General features: G+C 72.4%; 16 protein-coding genes. 12 read left to right on the forward strand and 4 right to left on the reverse strand.

The window, feature by feature from the left end; genetic code table 11:
- The first annotated feature begins 33 nt into the window (after positions 1-33).
- Genes fdh through HCN51_RS24910 form a run of 5 tightly spaced genes read left to right on the forward strand, consistent with a single transcriptional unit; the run spans position 34 to position 5,768 of the window.
- Positions 34-3,261: a formate dehydrogenase gene (fdh, locus tag HCN51_RS24890; RefSeq protein WP_168012067.1), complete on the forward strand. Its 3,228-nt coding sequence runs from the start codon at positions 34-36 to the stop codon at positions 3,259-3,261.
- The gene (locus HCN51_RS24895) at positions 3,261-4,082 is read left to right on the forward strand and encodes a 4Fe-4S dicluster domain-containing protein (protein WP_168012069.1); all 822 of its coding nucleotides are present in this window, start codon (positions 3,261-3,263) and stop codon (positions 4,080-4,082) included. Before fdh ends, HCN51_RS24895 begins: the two co-directional genes overlap by 1 nt.
- Complete coding sequence (gene nrfD / locus HCN51_RS24900; protein ID WP_168012071.1) at positions 4,079-5,080, forward strand: NrfD/PsrC family molybdoenzyme membrane anchor subunit; 1,002 nt, start codon at positions 4,079-4,081, stop codon at positions 5,078-5,080. The genes HCN51_RS24895 and nrfD overlap by 4 nt, the downstream gene beginning before the upstream one ends.
- The gene (locus tag HCN51_RS24905; RefSeq protein WP_168012073.1) at positions 5,077-5,235 is read left to right on the forward strand and encodes a hypothetical protein; all 159 of its coding nucleotides are present in this window, start codon (positions 5,077-5,079) and stop codon (positions 5,233-5,235) included. Before nrfD ends, HCN51_RS24905 begins: the two co-directional genes overlap by 4 nt.
- Positions 5,232-5,768 carry an NUDIX hydrolase family protein gene (locus tag HCN51_RS24910; protein WP_168012075.1) on the forward strand — a complete coding sequence of 179 codons (537 nt, stop codon included), beginning with the start codon at positions 5,232-5,234 and terminating at the stop codon, positions 5,766-5,768. Before HCN51_RS24905 ends, HCN51_RS24910 begins: the two co-directional genes overlap by 4 nt.
- A 26-nt stretch (positions 5,769-5,794) precedes the next feature.
- Here HCN51_RS24910 and HCN51_RS24915 read toward each other — a convergent pair whose 3' ends face one another.
- The 4 genes from HCN51_RS24915 to HCN51_RS24930 form a co-directional block, all read right to left on the reverse strand.
- Positions 5,795-6,313 carry a peptidoglycan recognition protein family protein gene (locus HCN51_RS24915; protein ID WP_080037016.1) on the reverse strand — a complete coding sequence of 173 codons (519 nt, stop codon included), beginning with the start codon at positions 6,311-6,313 and terminating at the stop codon, positions 5,795-5,797.
- A gap of 112 nt (positions 6,314-6,425) precedes the next feature.
- The gene (locus HCN51_RS24920; RefSeq protein ID WP_168012077.1) at positions 6,426-8,081 is read right to left on the reverse strand and encodes a sulfatase-like hydrolase/transferase; all 1,656 of its coding nucleotides are present in this window, start codon (positions 8,079-8,081) and stop codon (positions 6,426-6,428) included.
- Positions 8,082-8,172: 91 nt separating this feature from the next.
- Positions 8,173-9,066, reverse strand: coding sequence for a sulfotransferase family protein (locus HCN51_RS24925; protein ID WP_168012079.1), 894 nt, complete (start codon positions 9,064-9,066; stop codon positions 8,173-8,175).
- 65 nt (positions 9,067-9,131) lie between these two features.
- Positions 9,132-10,013, reverse strand: coding sequence for a MurR/RpiR family transcriptional regulator (locus HCN51_RS24930; protein WP_168012081.1), 882 nt, complete (start codon positions 10,011-10,013; stop codon positions 9,132-9,134).
- Positions 10,014-10,093: 80 nt separating this feature from the next.
- On the opposite strand from HCN51_RS24930, the gene HCN51_RS24935 reads away from it, so the two are divergent.
- Genes HCN51_RS24935 through HCN51_RS24965 form a run of 7 tightly spaced genes read left to right on the forward strand, consistent with a single transcriptional unit; the run spans position 10,094 to position 18,106 of the window.
- On the forward strand, positions 10,094-11,638 hold the full coding sequence (locus tag HCN51_RS24935; protein WP_168012083.1) for an ABC transporter substrate-binding protein: 1,545 nt from the start codon (positions 10,094-10,096) through the stop codon (positions 11,636-11,638).
- On the forward strand, positions 11,635-12,600 hold the full coding sequence (locus HCN51_RS24940) for an ABC transporter permease (protein ID WP_168012085.1): 966 nt from the start codon (positions 11,635-11,637) through the stop codon (positions 12,598-12,600). The genes HCN51_RS24935 and HCN51_RS24940 overlap by 4 nt, the downstream gene beginning before the upstream one ends.
- Entirely contained in the window at positions 12,597-13,415 is an 819-nt protein-coding gene (locus HCN51_RS24945) for an ABC transporter permease (protein WP_230466001.1), read from the forward strand. Before HCN51_RS24940 ends, HCN51_RS24945 begins: the two co-directional genes overlap by 4 nt.
- A complete protein-coding gene (murQ, locus tag HCN51_RS24950; RefSeq protein WP_168012087.1) occupies positions 13,412-14,314 on the forward strand; it encodes an N-acetylmuramic acid 6-phosphate etherase in 903 nt (300 codons plus the stop codon). Before HCN51_RS24945 ends, murQ begins: the two co-directional genes overlap by 4 nt.
- Positions 14,311-15,495, forward strand: a complete 1,185-nt coding sequence (locus tag HCN51_RS24955; RefSeq protein WP_168012089.1) for an anhydro-N-acetylmuramic acid kinase — start codon at positions 14,311-14,313, stop codon at positions 15,493-15,495. Before murQ ends, HCN51_RS24955 begins: the two co-directional genes overlap by 4 nt.
- Positions 15,492-16,517, forward strand: coding sequence for a serine hydrolase domain-containing protein (locus HCN51_RS24960; protein WP_168012091.1), 1,026 nt, complete (start codon positions 15,492-15,494; stop codon positions 16,515-16,517). The genes HCN51_RS24955 and HCN51_RS24960 overlap by 4 nt, the downstream gene beginning before the upstream one ends.
- On the forward strand, positions 16,514-18,106 hold the full coding sequence (locus tag HCN51_RS24965) for an ABC transporter ATP-binding protein (RefSeq protein WP_168012093.1): 1,593 nt from the start codon (positions 16,514-16,516) through the stop codon (positions 18,104-18,106). The genes HCN51_RS24960 and HCN51_RS24965 overlap by 4 nt, the downstream gene beginning before the upstream one ends.
- Positions 18,107-18,110 lie beyond the last annotated feature (4 nt).

Raw genomic sequence — 18,110 nt, forward strand, 5'->3', positions numbered from 1 at the left:
GCAGGACTGGGGCCGGGGGCATCGGGGGGTGTCATGGAGTTCGGGTGGCCGCTGCTGCGGCAGCTCACGGGCGCGGACCGGACGGCGCGGGGGCCGGCGGCGAAGTCGGCGAGGACGGCGGGGCTGCGGGCCCGTACGTCCACGGCCGACCGGGTGGTGAAGTCGGTGTGCCCGTACTGCGCGGTGGGCTGCGCCCAGAACGTGTACGTGCGGGACGAGCGGGTCGTCCAGATCGAGGGCGACCCCGACTCGCCCGTCAGCCGCGGCCGGCTGTGCCCGAAGGGCGCGGCCAGCCTGCAGCTCACCACCGGCTCCGGGCGCCAGTACGGCGCGCTGTACCGGCCGCCGGGCGCGGCCGACTGGCAGCCGATCGAGCTGGACACCGCGATGGACATGATCGCCGACCGGATCATCGAGACCCGGCGCGCGACGTGGGAGCGGGAGCACGACGGCCTGCCCACGGGCCGCACCATGGGCATCGCCAGCCTGGGCGGCGCCACGCTGGACAACGAGGAGAACTACCTCATCAAGAAGCTGCTGACGGCGCTCGGCGTGGTGCAGATCGAGAACCAGGCCCGCGTCTGTCACAGCTCGACCGTGGTGGGGCTCGGCACGTCGTTCGGGCGGGGCGGCGCCACCACCTACCTCCAGGACCTGCAGCACTCCGACTGCGTGATCATCGAGGGCTCGAACTTCGCGGAGGCGCATCCGGTCGGCTTCCAGTGGGTGATGGAGGCCAAGGCGCGCGGCGCGGTGATCATCCACGTGGATCCGCGGTTCACCCGCACGAGCGCGCTGGCCGACCTGCACGTGCCCATCAGGGCCGGCTCCGACGTGGCCTTCCTCGGCGCGATCATCAACCACGTGCTGGAGAACGAGCTGTACTTCCACGAGTACGTCGTCAACTACACCAACGCGGCCACGATCCTGGGCGAGGACTACCGCGACGCCGAGGACCTGGACGGCGTCTTCTCCGGCTTCGACGAGCAGGGCCGCTCGTACGACGTGGCCTCCTGGCAGTACGAGGGCATGGAGCCGGTCGCCGCGTCGGGCGACCGGGACCAGGAGTACGCGAAACGGACGGGCAGCTCCCCGCCGGGCCGTCCCGAGACGCAGGGCGGCACGGGGGCGCCGCTGAACGGCCGGCCGCAGCGCGACGAGACGCTGCGCCACCCGCGCTGCGTGCTGCAGGTGCTCCGACGGCACTACGCCCGCTACACGCCGGAGATGGTGGAGCGGGTGTGCGGGGTGCCGCGGCACCTGTTCGAGGAGGTGTGCCGGCACCTGACGGAGAACTCGGGGCCGGACAAGACGGCCGAGTTCGTCTACGCGGTCGGCTGGACCCAGCACAGCGACGGCTCCCAGTTCATCCGGGCGGCCTGCATCCTGCAACTGCTGCTGGGCAACATCGGCCGGCCCGGCGGCGGCATCCAGGCGCTGCGCGGGCACGCCAGCATCCAGGGCTCCAGCGACATCCCGACCCTGTTCAACCTGCTGCCCGGCTACATCCCGATGCCGCACGCGCACGAGAACGAGCACCTGCGCGACTTCCTGCGCGCCGACGCCCCGACGAAGGGCTTCTGGGCGAACATGCCGGCCTACCTGGTGAGCCTGCTCAAGGCGTGGTGGGGCGAGTCGGCGCGGGCCGACAACGACTACCGCTTCGGCTGGCTGCCGCGCCTGACGGGCTCGCACAGCACGTACGACACCGTGCTCGCGCAGATCGAGGGCACCTGCAAGGGCTACCTGCTGCTCGGCGAGAACCCGGCGGTCGGCTCGGCCAACGCCAAGATGCAGCGCCTGGGCATGGCCAACCTCGACTGGCTGGTGGTGCGCGACCTCAACCTGATCGAGAGCGCGACCTGGTGGAAGGACGGCCCGGAGATCGAGACGGGCGAGCTGCGCACCGCCGACCTGCGAACCGAGGTGTTCTTCCTGCCGGCGGCCTGCCACACGGAGAAGGACGGCAGCTTCACCAACACCAACCGCATGCTGCAGTGGCACCACCGGGCGGTCGAGCCGCGCGGCGACGCCCGCAGCGACCTGTGGTTCATGTACCACCTGGGCCGCATCATCCGCGAGAAGCTGGCCGGCTCGCAGGATCCGGTGGACGCGCCCGTGCTCGACCTGACGTGGGACTACCCGACGCACGGCGAGACGGCCGAGCCGTCGGCGGAGGCGGTGCTGGCCGAGATCAACGGCCGGGACGCCCAGGGCCGGCCGCTGTCGGGCTACACGGAGCTGAAGGACGACGGCTCCACGGCGTGCGGCTGCTGGATCTACTGCGGCGTGTACGCCGGCGGCGTCAACCAGGCCGCCCGCCGCAAGCCCGCCTCGGAGCAGAACTGGATCGCCGCCGAATGGGCGTGGGCGTGGCCGGCGAACCGGCGCATCCTCTACAACCGGGCCTCGGCCAGGCCCGACGGCAGCCCGTGGAGCGAGCGCAAGCGCCTGGTCTGGTGGGACGCGCAGGCCGGCGAGTGGACGGGCTACGACGTGCCCGACTTCGAGGCGGACAAGGACCCCGGCTACCGGCCGCCGCCGGACGCGCAGGGGGTGGCGGCGCTGTCGGGCATCGACCCGTTCATCATGCAGGCCGACGGCAAGGGCTGGTTGTTCGCGCCCGCCGGGGTGGTGGACGGGCCGCTGCCCACGCACTACGAGCCGCAGGACTCGCCGGTGGCCAACCCGCTGTACGGGCGGCAGCGCAACCCGGTGCGCAAGGTGTACCCGCACGAGAACAACCGGTACCAGCCGAGCGGCGACGAGCCGGGCGCCTCCGTCTACCCGTACGTGGTGACGACGTACCGGCTGACCGAGCACTTCACGGCGGGCGGGATGAGCCGGTTCACGCCGTACCTGTCGGAGCTGCAGCCGGAGATGTTCTGCGAGGTGTCGCCGGAGCTGGCGGCCGAGCGGGGGCTGGTGCACGGCGACTGGGCGACGATCGTCACCGCCCGCAACGCGATCGAGGCGCGGGTGATGGTCACCGACCGGATGCCGTCGCTGCACCTCGACGGGCGGGTGCTGCACCAGATCGGGCTGCCGTTCCACTTCGGCCCGAACGGGCTGGCCAGGGGCGACGCGGCCAACGAGCTGTCGGCGATCTCGCTGGACCCCAACTCGCACATCCAGGAGGTCAAGGCCCTGTCGGCGGACATCCGGCCCGGCCGCCGGCCGCGCGGGGCCGCGCTGCCGGAGCTGGTGCGGGCCTATCAGCGGCGGGCCGGCGTGAGCGCCGGCACCGGAATGGAGGCGTGATGGCCTTCGACCTGGACGAGCGGCTCGACGAGGGCCGCCGGGTCGGCTTCTTCACCGACACCAGCATCTGCATCGGCTGCAAGGCGTGCGAGGTGGCGTGCAAGGAGTGGAACCACGTCCCCGACGACGGCCTGAACTTCACCGGCTGGTCCTACGACAACACGGTCAAGCTGAGCGCCGACACGTGGCGGCACGTGGCCTTCGTCGAGCAGCGCAAGCCGCTGGGGCACCAGGAGCCGGGCGTCGGCGACCTGGACTTCCGCTGGCTGATGGCCTCCGATGTGTGCAAGCACTGCACGCACGCGGCCTGCCTCGACGTGTGCCCGACGGGGTCGCTGTTCCGCACCGAGTTCGGCACGGTCGTCGTGCAGGAGGACGTCTGCAACGGGTGCGGCTACTGCGTGCCCGCGTGCCCGTTCGGGGTGATCGGCAAGCGGGAGACGAGCGGCACGGCGGCCAAGTGCACGATGTGCTACGACCGGCTGGGCGCCGGGGAGGAGCCGGCCTGCGCCAAGACGTGCCCGACCGACTCCATCCAGTTCGGCGACCTCGACGAGCTGCGCGAGCGGGCCGAGCGGCGGCTGGAGCAGGTGCGCGCGGCCGGCGCGGCCTCCGCCCGCCTGTACGGCCACGACCCGGACGACGGCGTGGGCGGCACGGGCGCGTTCTTCCTGCTGCTGGACGAGCCGGAGGTGTACGGGCTGCCGCCCGACCCCGTGGTGACCACGAGGGACCTGCCGTCGATGTGGCGGCACGTAGGGGTCGCGGCGGTGGCCCTGCTCGCCGGGCTGGCGGCGACGGCGTGGAGGCGGAAGCGATGAGCCAGACCGACGTCCGGCTGGACGACACGCCCGGCGTGCGCGGCGACCGGGAGGCCACGCCGGGCTCCGCGGGGCGCCGCCGCGAGCGGCTGATGGTGCCGAAGGCGGACTTCGACTCCTACTACGGGCGGCCCGTGCTGAACGAGCCGACGTGGCGGGCGGCCGACATCGCCGGCTACCTGTTCCTGGGCGGGCTGGCGGGCGCGTCGTCCACGCTGGCCGCCGCGGCCGAGCTGACCGGCCGGCCGCGCCTGGCCAGGGCGGCCAAGGTGGGGGCGCTGGGCGCGCTGGGCGGCTCTCTGTACGCGCTGATCCACGACCTGGGCCGGCCCGAGCGCTTCGTGAACATGCTGCGGGTGTTCAAGGTGACCTCGCCGATGAGCGTGGGCACCTGGATCCTCACCGCGTACGGGCCGCACGCCGGCGCCGCCGCGGCCACGGACGTGAGCGGTCTGTTCCCCGGCCTCGGCCGGGCGGCCACGGTGGGCGCCGGGGTGGTGGGGCCAGCGGTGGCGACGTACACGGCGGCGCTGATCTGCGACACGGCCGTGCCGGTCTGGCACGAGGCGTACCGGGAGATGCCGTTCCTGTTCGCCGGGTCGGCGGCGGCGTCGGCGGGCGGGCTCGGGCTGCTGGCGGCGCCGCTGTCGGAGGCGGGCCCGGCGCGACGGGCGGCGCTGGCGGGCGCGGCGGTGGAGGTGGCGGCGGCGGCGCGGATGGAGCGGCGGCTGGGGCCGCTGGCCGAGCCGCTCAAGCGCAGCAGGCTGCTGCGGCTGGGTGAGGCGCTGTCGCTGGCCGGCGCGCTGGCCGGAGCGACCGCCGGCCGGCGCAGCAGGGTGGCGGCCATGGCGGCGGGCGCGGCCCTGCTGGCCGGGTCGGCGTGCACCAGGTTCGGGATCTTCCAGGCCGGCATGGAGTCGGCCAACGACCCCAAGCACACCGTCCAGCCGCAGCGCAGGCGGCTGGCGCGGGCGAGAGCGGAGCGTGACCTCACATGAAGAGCAAGGTGCTGGAGTATCTGCCGTTCGTCGGCATCGTGCTGGCGATCTGCACGGCGTCGTGGGTGGCCGGGCGCATGCCGGTCGAGGGGCGCGCGTTCGCCGCCGGGCTGGGGCGCACCGCCGGCCCTCGTCGCCGTACGATCAGCAGATGACCGAAAAGACCGAAACCACGCCTGCTTGGCTCGCACCGGAAGAACTGGAGTCGGTGCGCGGCCGGATGCCGATCCTCTACATCGACGCCGTGCCGGTGCGGGTCGATGACACCGGCGTGGTCACCCGCGTCGGCCTGCTGCTTCGCATGTTGCCGGACGGCACGGTCAGCCGGGCGCTGGTCTCGGGGCGGGTGCTGCACCACGAGCGGATCCGTGACGCGCTGCTGCGGCACCTGGAGAAGGATCTCGGGCCTGTGGCGCTGCCCCGCATCCCCGTCTCGCCGCAGCCGTTCACCGTCGCCGAGTACTTTCCCACGCCCGGCGTGACCCCCTACCACGACCCGCGCCAGCACGCGGTGTCGCTGGCCTACATCGTGCCCGTCGCCGGCGACTGCCGGCCCCGGCAGGACGCGCTCGACCTGGTGTGGTTCACGCCGGAGGAGGCGGCTTCACCGATGGTGCAGGGGGAGATGACCGGCGGGCAGGGCGTGCTGCTGCGGCAGGCGCTGGCCCACGTCGGCTGCCTGCCCTAGTCGGCCGCCCGGGCCCCCTTAAGGGGTCAGGGGCGTTCGGCGCCGTCGCGGATCCAGCGGTAGAGGGGGTCGCCGGGGCAGGAGGTGTCGTAGCCGTCGCGGTGGCCCTTGACCTCGCGGCCCGCGTCGCCGTGCTCGCGCAGGTACTCGATGGCGTCGACCAGGGCGTTGAGCAGGTCGTCGTTCGGCTCGGTCAGCCCGGAGCTGCCGACCAGCGCGAGCACGGCGTAGTGGCCGGAGTTGAGGCCGGCGCCGTTGGCGGCGGGCAGGGCGTGCGGGCCGCGGCCCACGAAGGTGCGCCGGTGCGGGCAGCACACCATGTTGTAGCCGACGTCGATGTACTTCTCGCCGCGCCCGCCGGACATGTGCATGCGCTGGATGTCCTGGACCAGGTCGACGCAGCGGTCGTGGTTGCCGGGGTCGGCGAGGTCGGCGGGCACCTTGCCGCCCGTGTAGTGGATCTTGACGCCTTCGGTCGACGCCAGCCGGACATAGGCGCTGGTCGGCTTCTTGGCGTGCCACTCGGCTCTGGTGATCAGGTTCATGTGTTCCTCTCCTGAAAGGAATGTCCTGACTACCAGAGTGTCAACTTTCTGTAGTTGTGTCATCACCTTTCGTCACCAAAATGCGCCGAGGGGGCCGGGACCCCCTCGGCGTTCAGCCGGTCGAGGTGAGCGTCATCGGGCTCTCGCCGCCCCGGTGCGCGCGGCGGAACACGTGCGCGCGGCCGGCGGCCTGGAAGTCGGCGCGCGCCGTGATCCGGCCGCCGGACGGCGCGGGGAAGCCCACCGAGATGGCCGTCCCCGGGTCCACGCGGGCGACGGTGTGCGCCCGCGTGCGGCGTTTGCCGTCGAGGCCCAGCTCCACCTGCGTCCACGGCACGGCGGAGCCGTTGTGCAGGGTCACCACGACCTGCCCGCCGGTCAGCTCGGTACGCAGCCCGTACGGCAGGCGCGGGTCCTCCCCGATCGAGTCGTCGAGCAACTGCATGAGCTCCCGGGTGATCTGCGGCCTGGCGGCGGCGATGTCGCGGCTCTCCCCCGGGTCCCTGCTCAGGTCGTACAGCTCGACCCGGCCCTCCGGGCCCGCGCCGGCGATGTGCGGGGCGAACCTGACGAGCTTCCACCGGCCCCGGCGGATGGCCTGGGCCTTGCGGGGCCGGTTCCAGACGAGGTGGGTGTGCTTGGGGGCGCCCTCACCGGTGAGCAGGCCGCGGAAGGACAGGCCGTCGAGGTGCGCGGGCACGGGCGTCTCCGCCAGGTCGGCCAGCGTCGGCAGGAGGTCCCAGGCCGCCACCGGCTGCCGCTCCACCCGCGGGCGCAGCCCCGGCGACCAGGCGATCAGCGGCACGCGGATGCCGCCCTCGTACACGTCGCGCTTGTCGGCCCGGTAGGGGCCGTTGGAGTCGAACAGCCAGGGCGTCACGCCCTTCTCGCGGTGCGGGCCGTTGTCGCTGGTGAACAGCACGAGCGTGTCCTCGGCCCGGCCCGCGTCGCGCAGGGCCCGCACGAGCGCGGCCACGTCGGTGTCGAGCCGGGCCACCTGGGCGGCGTGGCGGCGGTTCGCGGCGGTCCACGGCTTGTTCTCGTACGCGCCGGCGTCGCCGGGGATGACGCTGGGCGAGTGCGGCAGGTTGGTGGCGAAGTAGAGCAGGAACGGCTGGTCACTGTCGGCGTTGATGAACTCGACGGCCCGCTGCCTGAACAGGTGGGGCGCGTACTTGCTGCCGTCGAGCTGCACCTTCTGCCCGTTGTGCCACAGGTACTTGGGGAAGTACTGGTGGGCGTGGCGGTGGCCGATGTAGCCGAAGAACTCGTCGAAGCCGCGCACGTTCGGGTGCGAGGGCTGGTCGGGCTGCTCGGGGCCGAAGCCCCACTTGCCGATGCAGGCGGTGCGGTAGCCGGACAGTTGCAGCAGCTCGGCGAAGGTGAGGTCGGCGTCGGTGAGCGCGTGCTGCGGGCCGCCCTCCGGGTTCTCCCGCACGGTGCTGTGGCCGTTGTGCAGGCCGGTCAGCAGGGAGCAGCGCGACGGGGCGCAGAGCGGCGCCCCCGAGTACGCGGTCTTGAACTGCACGCCTTCGGCCGCCAGCCGGTCGAGGTTCGGGGTGCGGATCAGGCGCTGCCCGTTGGCGCCGATCTCCCCCCATCCCAGGTCGTCCGCGAGGATGAGCAGGATGTTCGGCCTCCTGGGCAGGCTGCCCTTCTGGCTGCCGCTGCGGGAGGTGGCCTCGGCGCCCGCGGCAGTCACCGCGGGCAGGGCGAGGCCGGCGAAGGTACCGGCGAGTAAAGCTCGGCGCGAAGGCCCGTTGATCACGAAGGGCAACATATCGGAGGCTCGGGCGAATGGCGGGCAAATCGCAAGCGAACTCTGTCACAGAGTCGCAACCGGCCCGGTGAGCCTCCTGTCAGGCGAGATACTCCCACGTCCGGCAGATGTCGTGCAGCTCGGCGGGGATCTCCTCGGGCGTCGGCAGCGGCCGGCCCGCCACGACGGTGCCGGTGCGGATCTTGTCGCGCCAGTCGCCGATGCCCTTCACGAAGCCGCCGTGGTCCTTCTTGCCGTACTCCAGCATGGCCGGCTCGAACTCCACGCCCAGGAACAGGCAGATCCGGCGCAGCTGCCCCTCGGGGTCGGCGGTCAGCTCCTCGTAGCGCACCGTCAGCCCCTCCAGGTGGGTGCGGGCCTCCTCCAGGTACGTCATGTAGCTGAGCGTGCGCGGCACCGCCTCGCTCATGGGCCGCTTGACCGGGTCGGCCTCGTGCCACGACTGCACGATCGACATGGGGTGGCGCAGCAGGAAGACGAAGCGCGCGTCCGGCCAGCAGGTGGCGATGCGCCGCCAGGCGAAGACGTTGCTGGGCGTCTTCTCGCACAGCACGGTTTTGCCGCTGCGGGTCAGCTCGCGGTGCAGCAGCCGGTCCCACATCATGTGCTCGATGTCGCTGTGGGTGTGGCCGAGCAGCTCCATCGCCTGGCGTACGGGGTCGGTGCCGAGGCCCACGGTCATCCGCCTGAAGTGCGTCTCGATCGGCGAGTGGATGCGGGAGTGGCTGTTGAGCATGACGCGCAGCAGCGTCGAGCCGGACCGTACGGACGACAGCAGGAAGACCGGCTCGCGCAGCAGCCGGTCGTGGACGGGATCGGCGGGCGGGCGGACCTTGTCGCCCGGCAGCCGTTGCAGCTCCAGCGGCACCTTGGGCGGCGGTGGCGGTTTGGGCGGCTCCTTGCGCAGCTTGCGCGTCACTGTGTATCCCGTCAGGCCCTCGAGTGTGGCGTTGGCCCGGTACCTCCAGTTCATGGGGCTCCAAGGTAGGGCGGGCCAGTGAACCGCAGGTGAATCCGGGCTGTGAAGATGCCGCACGTTCACGTGCGCTTGACGCGCCGGTCGTGCACGACCGCGTACGTGTTGCGCAGCGCCTGCATCGACTCCTCGTACGACGCCTGCGCGACCCCCGTGAACAGGCAGTCGACCACCATGAGCTGGGCGATGCGGCTGCCCAGCGCACCGGAGCGGAACTGGGTCTCCCGCGCGGCCGTGGTGAGCGTGACGTCGGCGGCGCGGGCCAGCGGCGAGTCGCGGAAGTTGGTGATCGCCACGGTGCCGGCCCCGGTCTTGCGGGCGATGGCGAGGAACTCGACGGTGTCGACGGTGGCGCCGCTGTGGGAGACGGCGACCGCGACGCAGCCGGGCCCGAGGGTGGCCGCCGACGTCCAGGCGGAGTGGGAGTCGTGCCAGTTGATCGCGGTGCGGCCGATGCGCGACAGCTTCTGCTGCAGGTCGAGCCCGACCAGGGCGCTGGCGCCGACGCCGAAGGTGTCGATGCGGCGGGCGGCCAGCAGCCGGGCCACGGCCTCGCCGAGCGCCTCCATGTCGAGCATGCGGGCGGTGTCGGCGATGGAGAGCGTCTCGTTCATGGCGACCTTGGAGACGATGCCCGCCAGGCTGTCGTTCCTGTCGATGTCGCCGGAGACCTCGGGCAGGCTGGAGGCGGCCAGCTCCTCCCTGGCCACGGCCCTGGTCAGGTCGATGCGGAAGTCCTTGAAGTGGGCGTAGCCCATCCGCTGGTAGAAGCGCACCACCGAGGTCGTCGAGGTGCCGCAGCGGCCGGCCAGCTCGGCGATCGACAGGTTGGCGGCGGCGGCCGGGTCGCCGGCGAACGTCTCGGCGATGCGCCGCTCCGACGGCCGCAGGGCGGGCATGGCCGCTCGGATGCGGATGAGCAGCGTCTCGGCGTCCTCGGCCATTGTCACCCCGTCGCTGGAAAGAAAATACCCCGATGGTAGGGTCTGCGTAATTTTATGACCCACTGCCCTGAGGAGGCCACATGCCCCGTGGCGCCGTCTCCGCGGTTTGCCTGACCGCCGCGCTGTCCCTAGCCCTCACCGCCTGTTCGTCCTCCTCCGGGCCCGCACCGACCGGAAGCGCCGCCGCCTCCGGGGGATCGCTGGTGGTCGGCGTGACCTCCGACCCCGACACGCTCTTTCCCTGGAAGGCCACCCAGTTCACGGCCGTCAACGTGCTGCAGAACCTGTACGGCACGCTGACCGAGTTCGACAAGGACCTGAACGTGGTGCCCGGCCTGGCCGAGTCGTGGCAGCCGTCGCAGGACGGCAAGAAGCTGACGCTCAAGCTCCGGCAGGGCGTCACGTTCGCCGACGGCAGCGCGTTCGACTCCAAGGATGTCAAGGCGTCCCTGGACAAGATCATGGACGAGAAGACGGCGGCCGTGGCGCGGGCGTCGCTGGCCTCGGTGAAGTCCGTGGCGGCGCCCGACGCGAGCACCGTGGTGCTGGAGCTGACCGGCCCCGACGCCGCGCTGCCCGCCAACCTCGCCACCGTCAACATGGCGATGCTCTCCTCCGACGACACCGAGGAGAAGCTGACCGCCACGCCGAACGGCACGGGGCCGTTCACGCTGGGCAAGCGGGTGGCCAGCCAGTCGATCACGCTCACCAGGAACGACAGGTACTGGGGTGCGGAGAAGCCGAAGGTGGCCTCCGTCGAGTTCCGGGTGATCCCCGACGAGTCGTCCATCGTCTCGGCCATGCAGTCGGGCAACGTGCAACTCGCGGTCTTCAACGACCCGCTCGTCGCGCAGACCGCCGAGGGCGGCGGCACGATCACCGTGACCAAGACGCCGCAGCTCAACTACCACGTGCTCCAGCTCAACGCGCAGCACGGCGACCTCAAGGACGTCAACGTGCGCCTGGCGATCCAGTGCGCGATCGACCGCAAGCAGGTGCTCGACACCGCCGCGCTCGGCGAGGGCGAGGTGACCGGGCCGATCACCGCCCCGGCGTTCAAGTCCGACCCGAACAAGCGGCCCTGCCCGAACCGGGACCTGGCCAAGGCCGCCGAGTACCTGGGCAAGGCCGGCAAGCCCGGCGGCGTGACCGTCAAGACCATCGTGTCGCAGGGCGAGTACGCCACCTCCGTCAACGAGGCCCAGAACCTCAAGGCGCAGCTCGCCGAGGCGAAGATCAACCTGGAGCTGGAGGTGCTGGAGTCGGGCGCGTTCGTGGACCGCTGGGTGGCGGCCGACTTCGACGCCGCCGTCGCGCTGAACGGCGGCCGGCCCGACCCCGACGGCTCCTACGGCCGCTACTTCACCAGCAAGGGCAACCTGAACAAGGTCGCCGGCTACAGCTCCCCCGAGCTGGACGAGCTGTTCGCGCAGGGCAAGGCCACCAGCGACCAGGCGGCGCGCAAGGCCGTCTACGACAAGGTCGGCGCGGAGCTGGAGAACAACGCCGCCTGGATCTGGCTGTTCGCGGGCTACACCTACACGGCCACGACGGCGAACGTGAGCGGCTTCACGCCGATGGCCAGCGGCTCGCTGCAGTACCTGCGGACCACCTCGGTCCGATGAGGGTGCTGCGCAACCGGGTGGTGCGGCGGGTCGCGGAGACGCTGGGCATCCTGTTCGGGGTGGCCGTGGTCGTCTTCGTGATGCTGCGGGCGCTGCCCGGCGACCAGATCACCGCCGGGCTGGGCACGGAGGCCGCCGCGCTCACCCCGGCCCAGCGGCAGGCGCTGGAGCAGTACTACGGCCTGGACCAGCCGCTGGTCACACAGTTCTTCTCGTGGCTGGGCAACCTGTTCACCGGCAACTTCGGCTACTCGGCCCGCTCCCAGCAGAGCGTGCTGGAGCTGACGCTGCACGCGTTGCCGGTGACGTTCGAGCTGGCCGTGCTGTCGATCGTGCTGGCGCTGCTGATCGGGGTGCCGCTCGGCATGCTCGCCGCCTCCCGCCCGAACGCGGCCAGGGACGCCGCCGGCCAGGTCGTGAGCCTGGCGGGCCTGTCGATCCCGGCGTTCCTGCTGGCCACGACGCTGCTGTCGATCTTCGCGGCGTCGTTCGGGTTCAACCCGAACGGGCAGGGCTTCGCCACCCTCGTCGAGGACCCGCTGCTCAACCTGCGGCAGATGCTGCTGCCCGCGCTCGTGCTGGGCTTCGGCATCGCCGCGCCGATCCTGCGCACGACCCGCACGGCGGTGCTGGAGGTGCGCTCGAACGACTTCGTGCGCACCGCCCGCGCCAAGGGCGTGCCGGAGCGGCGGCTGCAGGTCAGGCACGTGCTCGGCAACGCGCTCGTGCCGATCGTGACCATGACGGGCCTGCAGTTCGGCTACCTGCTGGGCGGCGCCGTCGTGGTCGAGCAGATCTTCTCCGTGCCGGGCATCGGGCGGCAGGTGCTGCTCGGCATCCAGCAGAAGGAGTACGCGGTCGTGCAGAGCACCGTGCTGGTGATCGCGCTGGCGTTCGTGCTGGTCAACCTGCTGACCGACCTGCTCTACCGGGTGATCGACCCGCGGGTGAGGGCATCGTGAGGCGCAGCCCCGCGGCGATCGCGGGCGTCGTGCTCCTCGCGCTGCTGGCGGTCGTGGCCCTGCTGTCGTACCTGGGGCTGCTGCCCTACGACCCGGTCGCGCAGCATCCGCCGTCGCGCTTCCAGGCGCCGTCCGGCGCGCACCTGTTCGGCACCGACCAGTTCGGGCGCGACGTGTTCTCGCGGGTCGCGGCCGGAGTGGGCAACTCGGCGCTGATCGCGGTCGTCGCGGTGGCGTTCGCGACCGTGGTGGGCACGCTCGGCGGGCTGGTCTCCGGCTTCTACCGGGGCCTGGCCGACGGCGCGATCGGCGGGGTGACGAACGTGCTGTTCGCCTTCCCGCCGCTGCTGCTGGCGCTGTCGCTGGCCTCGGTGCTGGACCGCAACTGGTTCACCATCGCCGTGGCCATCGCCATCGTGTACGTGCCCATCTTCATCCGCGTCACCCGCGGCCCCGTCCTGTCGCTGCGGGAGATCGAGTACGTCAAGGCGGCCGTCTCCACCGGCCAGAGCCGCTGGCAGATCATGCTGCGCCATGTGCTGCCGAACATCACCTCGATCATCGTCGTCCAGGTGGCGCTGTCGCTGTCGTGGGCGGTGCTGACCGAGGCGTCGCTGAGCTTCCTCGGCCTCGGCACCCCGCCGCCCGCGCCGTCGCTCGGCTCGATGATCTTCGAGGCGCGCAGCCTCGTGTTCGTCGCCCCGTGGACGCTGATCGCGCCGGGCGTGGTCGTCGTGCTGCTCGTGGTGGGGCTGAATCTGCTCGGCGACGGCCTGCGTGACACCTTCGACCCCCGGAATCGAGGCAGCCGGTGAACAACCTCTCAGAACTGACGACGGAGTCGGCCGATCCGCGCTTCGCCGGCATCGACACGATGAGCGTCGGCGAGCTGGCCGCGACCATGAACGCGGCCGACGCGACGGTGCCCGCCGCGGTGGCCGCGGCGCTGCCCAGCATCACGGCCGCGATCGAGGCCACGGCCGCCCGCATGGAGGCCGGCGGCCGGCTCGTCTACGTGGGCGCCGGCACCCCGGGCCGGCTGGGCGTGCTGGACGCCTCCGAGTGCCCGCCGACGTTCTCCACGCCGCCCGAGCAGGTCTTCGCGATCATCGCGGGCGGCGAGAGCGCGATCGTCTCCCCCTGCGAGGGGGCCGAGGACGACGAGGAGGCCGGGGCCGCCGCCGTGACGGCCGCCGGGATCGGGCCGCTGGACAGCGTGGTGGGCATCGCCTCCAGCGGGCGCACCCCGTACGTGCTGGCGGCCGTGCGGCGGGCGCGCGAGCTCGGCGCGCTGACCGTGGGGCTGTCGTGCAACGCGGGCACGCCGCTGAGCCGCGAGGCCGAGCACGCGATCGAGGTGCTGGTCGGGCCCGAGGTGATCAGCGGCTCGACCCGGCTCAAGGCGGGCACGGCGCAGAAGCTCGTGCTCAACATGTTCTCGACGATCGTGATGGTGCGGCTCGGCAAGACGTACGGCAACCTCATGGTCGATGTGAAGGCGAGCAACGGCAAGCTGCGCGAGCGGGCTGTGCGCATGGTCCGCACGATCACCGGCAGCGGGCGCGAGCAGGCGCTGGCCGCCCTGGACGCGAACGGGTTCAACGTCAAGCAGGCGGTCGTGGCCACGCGCTTCGACCTGTCGCCGCAGGAGGCGGCGGCCCGGCTGGCCGCGGCCGGCGGGCGGCTGCGAGCGGCTCTGGGGGAGCTGTCATGAAGGTTCTCGGGATGATCTCCGGCACCTCGCACGACGGGATCGACGTGGCGGTGGTGGACTTCGAGCTGGTCGGGAGCGTGCTCGAAGGCCGTCTGGCGCACACCGCGAGCACGCCGTACCCGGATGAGCTGCGGGCGCGGCTGGTCGCCGCGCTGCCGCCCGCGCCCGCGACGCTCGCGGAGGTGTGCGTGCTGGACACGCTCATCGGGCAGAGCTTCGCCGGCGCCGCCGCCGCGGCGATCGAGGCGGCCGGGCCGGTCGACCTGGTCGTCTCGCACGGGCAGACCGTCTACCACTGGGTGGAGGGCGCGCACGCGCTCGGCACCCTGCAGATCGGGCAGCCCGCCTGGATCGCCGAGCGGACCGGCGCGCCCGTGCTGTCCGACGTGCGGATCAGGGACATCACGGCCGGCGGGCACGGGGCGCCCCTGGTGTCGGTGCTGGACGGGCTGCTGCTCGCCGACCACGACGCCGGCCACGACGGCGGCCATTACGGCGGCGCCGCCGCGCTCAACCTGGGCGGCATCGCGAACATGACCGTGGTGCGCGGCGGCACCCTTTACGCCTACGACATCGGCCCGGCCAACGCGCTGATCGACGCCGTGGTGACCAGCAGGGGCCTGCACCCGCGCGGCTTCGACGAGGACGGCCGGATCGCCGCGTCCGGGCGGGTGTCGCAGCGGCTGCTGGAGGTGCTGCTCGACGAGCCGTACTACCGGCTGGCGGCGCCGAAGAGCACCGGCAAGGAGCTGTTCCACCTCGCGTACGTCGAGGCGGCCCTGGCCAAGGCCGGGGTGCCGGTGACCGACGCGGACCTCGTCGCGACGCTGAGCGAGCTCACCGTGCGCACGGTCGCCCACGACGTGCGCGCCGCCGGGGTCGGCGCGCTGGTCGTGTCCGGTGGCGGCTGCCGCAACCCCGTCGTCATGGACGGCCTGCGCGCCGCCCTGCCCGGCGTGGCCGTCTCGCCGTCCGACGACTACGGCGCCCCCTCCGACGACAAGGAGGCGATCGCGTTCGCGCTGATCGGCTGGCTGACCGCGCACGGCCTGCCCGGCACCGTGCCCGGCGGGACGGGCGCCGCGAGCCCCCGCATCCTCGGCACGCTCACCCCGGGCGCCGGGCCGCTCGTCCTGCCCGCGCCGCTCGCCGATCCGCCCCGCTCCCTGAGGCTGTCATGAACGCGCCACCCGGCCTGATCATGGCGGCCCGCACGCCCTGGTTCGACCTCGACGAGTGCGCCGGGCACCGCACCGTGCTGCCGGACGGCGGCGGGGCGGCGCCGATGACCATGGACACCTACCACGACCTCGCCTCGGTGACCAAGGTCGTGGCCACCACCACGATGCTCATCCGCCTGGTGTCGGACCGGCTGGTGGACCTCGACGCGCCGCTGAGCGCGTACCTGCCGAAGTCGTACGAGGCGATCACCGTGCGGGACCTGCTGCTGCACCGCGGCGGCCTGTGGGAGTGGTGGCCGCTCTACATCCAGCCGCAGCTCCCGCCGCCCCGCTACCGGCCCGGCCGCGCCCGCCACTACTCCGACCTGGGCTTCATCCTCCTCGGCCGGATCGTCACGCAGGTGACGGGCCTGCGCCTGGACCGGGCGCTGGCCGAGCTGGTCACCCGGCCGCTGGGCCTGACCTCCACCACCTACGCCCGCCCGGCCGGCTCGGAGGTGGCCATGAGCGCCCTGGACGACCGGGCCGAGATGACCATGCTCGACACCGGCCGCCCGTACCCGGTGCCCTACCGCAGCGGCGACTTCGCCCGCTGGCGCACCGGGCCGGTGCTCGGCGAGGTCGCCGACGGCAACGCCTACCACGCCCTCGACGGCGTCTCGGGGCACGCGGGCCTGTTCTCGACGGTGCCCGACCTGCTGAAGTACGGCCTGGCCCTGTCCCGGTACGAGGAGTACGACCACCTGTGGCGGCCGGAGGTCGTCAGGGAGTTCTTCAGCCCGGGCCCCGACCAGGAGCAGGCGCTCGGTTTCCGCAGGTACGCGCTGGAGCTGCCGGGCGAGACCGTCACCGTCCTCGGCCACCCCGGCTACGTGGGCTGCGCGGTCGGCTTCGTGCCCGGCCGGGACATCGTACTGGCGCTGGCGAGCAACCGCCTGCTCGTCGAGGGCACGCCGACGCCCACCGACGACCTCTGGACCGCCCTGCTGCAGGACATCGCACACCGAACGGGGACCGCATGAGCCCGCTGTTGGAGATCCGTGACCTGTCGGTCGCCTTCCGCACCCGCGAGCGGGACGTCACCGTCGTCAGGAACGTCTCCATGGAGATCCAGCCGGGCCAGACCGTCGCCGTGGTCGGCGAGTCGGGCTCCGGCAAGTCGACCACGGCCGCCGCCGTGAACCGGCTGCTGCCCGACAACGGCCGCATCACCGGCGGGCAGGTCCTGTTCGAGGGCCGCGACCTGACCACCGCGAGCCGGCGCGAGATGACCGCGATCCGCGGCGCCGGCATCGGCCTGGTGCCGCAGGACCCGATGTCGAACCTCAACCCGCTCATGCGCGTCGGCGACCAGATCGCCGAGGCGCTGCAGGTGCACGGGGTCGCGACCGGCCGGGCGGCGCGGGCCCGCGTGATCGAGCTGCTCGACATGGTGGGCATCCCCGACCCGGATCGGCGGATCGGGCAGTACCCGCACGAGTTCTCCGGCGGCATGCGGCAGCGCGCGCTCATCGCCATGGGCCTGGCCTGCCGGCCCCGGCTGCTCATCGCCGACGAGCCGACCTCCGCCCTCGACGTCACCGTGCAGCGGCGCATCCTCGACCAGCTCGCCGCGCTCACCGCCGAGATGGGCACCGCCGTCTTCCTCATCACGCACGACCTGGCGCTGGCCGCCGAGCGGGCGGACATGGTGGCCGTGATGTACCAGGGCGAGATCGTCGAGACCGGACCCGCGGCCGCGATCCTGGCCGACCCCGCGCACGAGTACACCAAGCGGCTGCTCGGCGCCGTGCCGAGCCTGTCGTCGGTCCGCGTCAGCGCGCCGCCCGCCCCCGCACCCGACCTCGTCGTGGTCGACGGGCTGCGCAAGGTGTTCCCGATCCGGGGCACCGGCGAGGAGTTCACGGCGGTGGACGGGGTGTCGTTCGCCATCCCGCGCGGCCGTACCGTCTCGATCGTGGGCGAGTCGGGCTCGGGCAAGTCGACGACCGCGAACCTGCTGCTCGGCCTCGACGCCCCCACCGCGGGCGGCATCCGCTTCGACGGCACCGACCTGACCGCGCTGGGCAGGAAGGAGCTGTTCGCCTTCCGCCGCCGCGTGCAGCCGGTCTTCCAGAACCCGTACGCCTCCCTCGACCCGCGCTACACCGTGGAGAAGTCGATCGCCGAGCCGCTGCGCGTGCACGGCGTCGGCACCGCCGCCGAGCGCAGGAAGGCGGCGGCCGACCTGCTGGAGAAGGTGTCGCTGCCGGCCTCGCTCGCGGGGCGGCTGCCGCACGAGCTGTCCGGCGGCCAGCGGCAGCGGGTGGCCATCGCCCGCGCCCTGGCCCTGTCGCCGGAGCTGGTCGTGCTCGACGAGGCCGTCTCGGCGCTCGACGTGCTCGTGCAGGCCCAGATCCTGGAGCTGCTCGCCGAGCTGCAGCGGGAGCTCGGGCTCAGCTACCTGTTCATCAGCCACGACCTGGCCGTCGTACGGATGATCTCGCACGCGGTGCACGTCATGCGCGGCGGCCGGATCGTCGAGAGCGGCACCGCCGAGGAGATCTTCGACCATCCCTCCGACGACTACACCCGCGAGTTGCTCGCCGCCATCCCGGGCCGGTCACAGTAGAGAG

The organism is Nonomuraea composti (assembly GCF_012034275.1).
In the GTDB taxonomy this organism is placed as follows: Bacteria; Actinomycetota; Actinomycetes; order Streptosporangiales; family Streptosporangiaceae; genus Nonomuraea; species Nonomuraea composti.

What these genes read in the sequence shown, in the direction of transcription:
- fdh (WP_168012067.1), top strand. Translation starts at nt 34, where the DNA reads ATGGAGTTCGGGTGGCCGCTGCTGCGGCAGCTCACGGGCGCGGACCGG.
- HCN51_RS24895 (WP_168012069.1), top strand. Translation starts at nt 3,261, where the DNA reads ATGGCCTTCGACCTGGACGAGCGGCTCGACGAGGGCCGCCGGGTCGGC.
- nrfD (WP_168012071.1), top strand. Translation starts at nt 4,079, where the DNA reads ATGAGCCAGACCGACGTCCGGCTGGACGACACGCCCGGCGTGCGCGGC.
- HCN51_RS24905 (WP_168012073.1), top strand. Translation starts at nt 5,077, where the DNA reads ATGAAGAGCAAGGTGCTGGAGTATCTGCCGTTCGTCGGCATCGTGCTG.
- HCN51_RS24910 (WP_168012075.1), top strand. Translation starts at nt 5,232, where the DNA reads ATGACCGAAAAGACCGAAACCACGCCTGCTTGGCTCGCACCGGAAGAA.
- HCN51_RS24915 (WP_080037016.1), bottom strand. Translation starts at nt 6,313, where the DNA reads ATGAACCTGATCACCAGAGCCGAGTGGCACGCCAAGAAGCCGACCAGC.
- HCN51_RS24925 (WP_168012079.1), bottom strand. Translation starts at nt 9,066, where the DNA reads ATGAACTGGAGGTACCGGGCCAACGCCACACTCGAGGGCCTGACGGGA.
- HCN51_RS24930 (WP_168012081.1), bottom strand. Translation starts at nt 10,013, where the DNA reads ATGGCCGAGGACGCCGAGACGCTGCTCATCCGCATCCGAGCGGCCATG.
- HCN51_RS24935 (WP_168012083.1), top strand. Translation starts at nt 10,094, where the DNA reads ATGCCCCGTGGCGCCGTCTCCGCGGTTTGCCTGACCGCCGCGCTGTCC.
- HCN51_RS24940 (WP_168012085.1), top strand. Translation starts at nt 11,635, where the DNA reads ATGAGGGTGCTGCGCAACCGGGTGGTGCGGCGGGTCGCGGAGACGCTG.
- HCN51_RS24955 (WP_168012089.1), top strand. Translation starts at nt 14,311, where the DNA reads ATGAAGGTTCTCGGGATGATCTCCGGCACCTCGCACGACGGGATCGAC.
- HCN51_RS24960 (WP_168012091.1), top strand. Translation starts at nt 15,492, where the DNA reads ATGAACGCGCCACCCGGCCTGATCATGGCGGCCCGCACGCCCTGGTTC.
- HCN51_RS24965 (WP_168012093.1), top strand. Translation starts at nt 16,514, where the DNA reads ATGAGCCCGCTGTTGGAGATCCGTGACCTGTCGGTCGCCTTCCGCACC.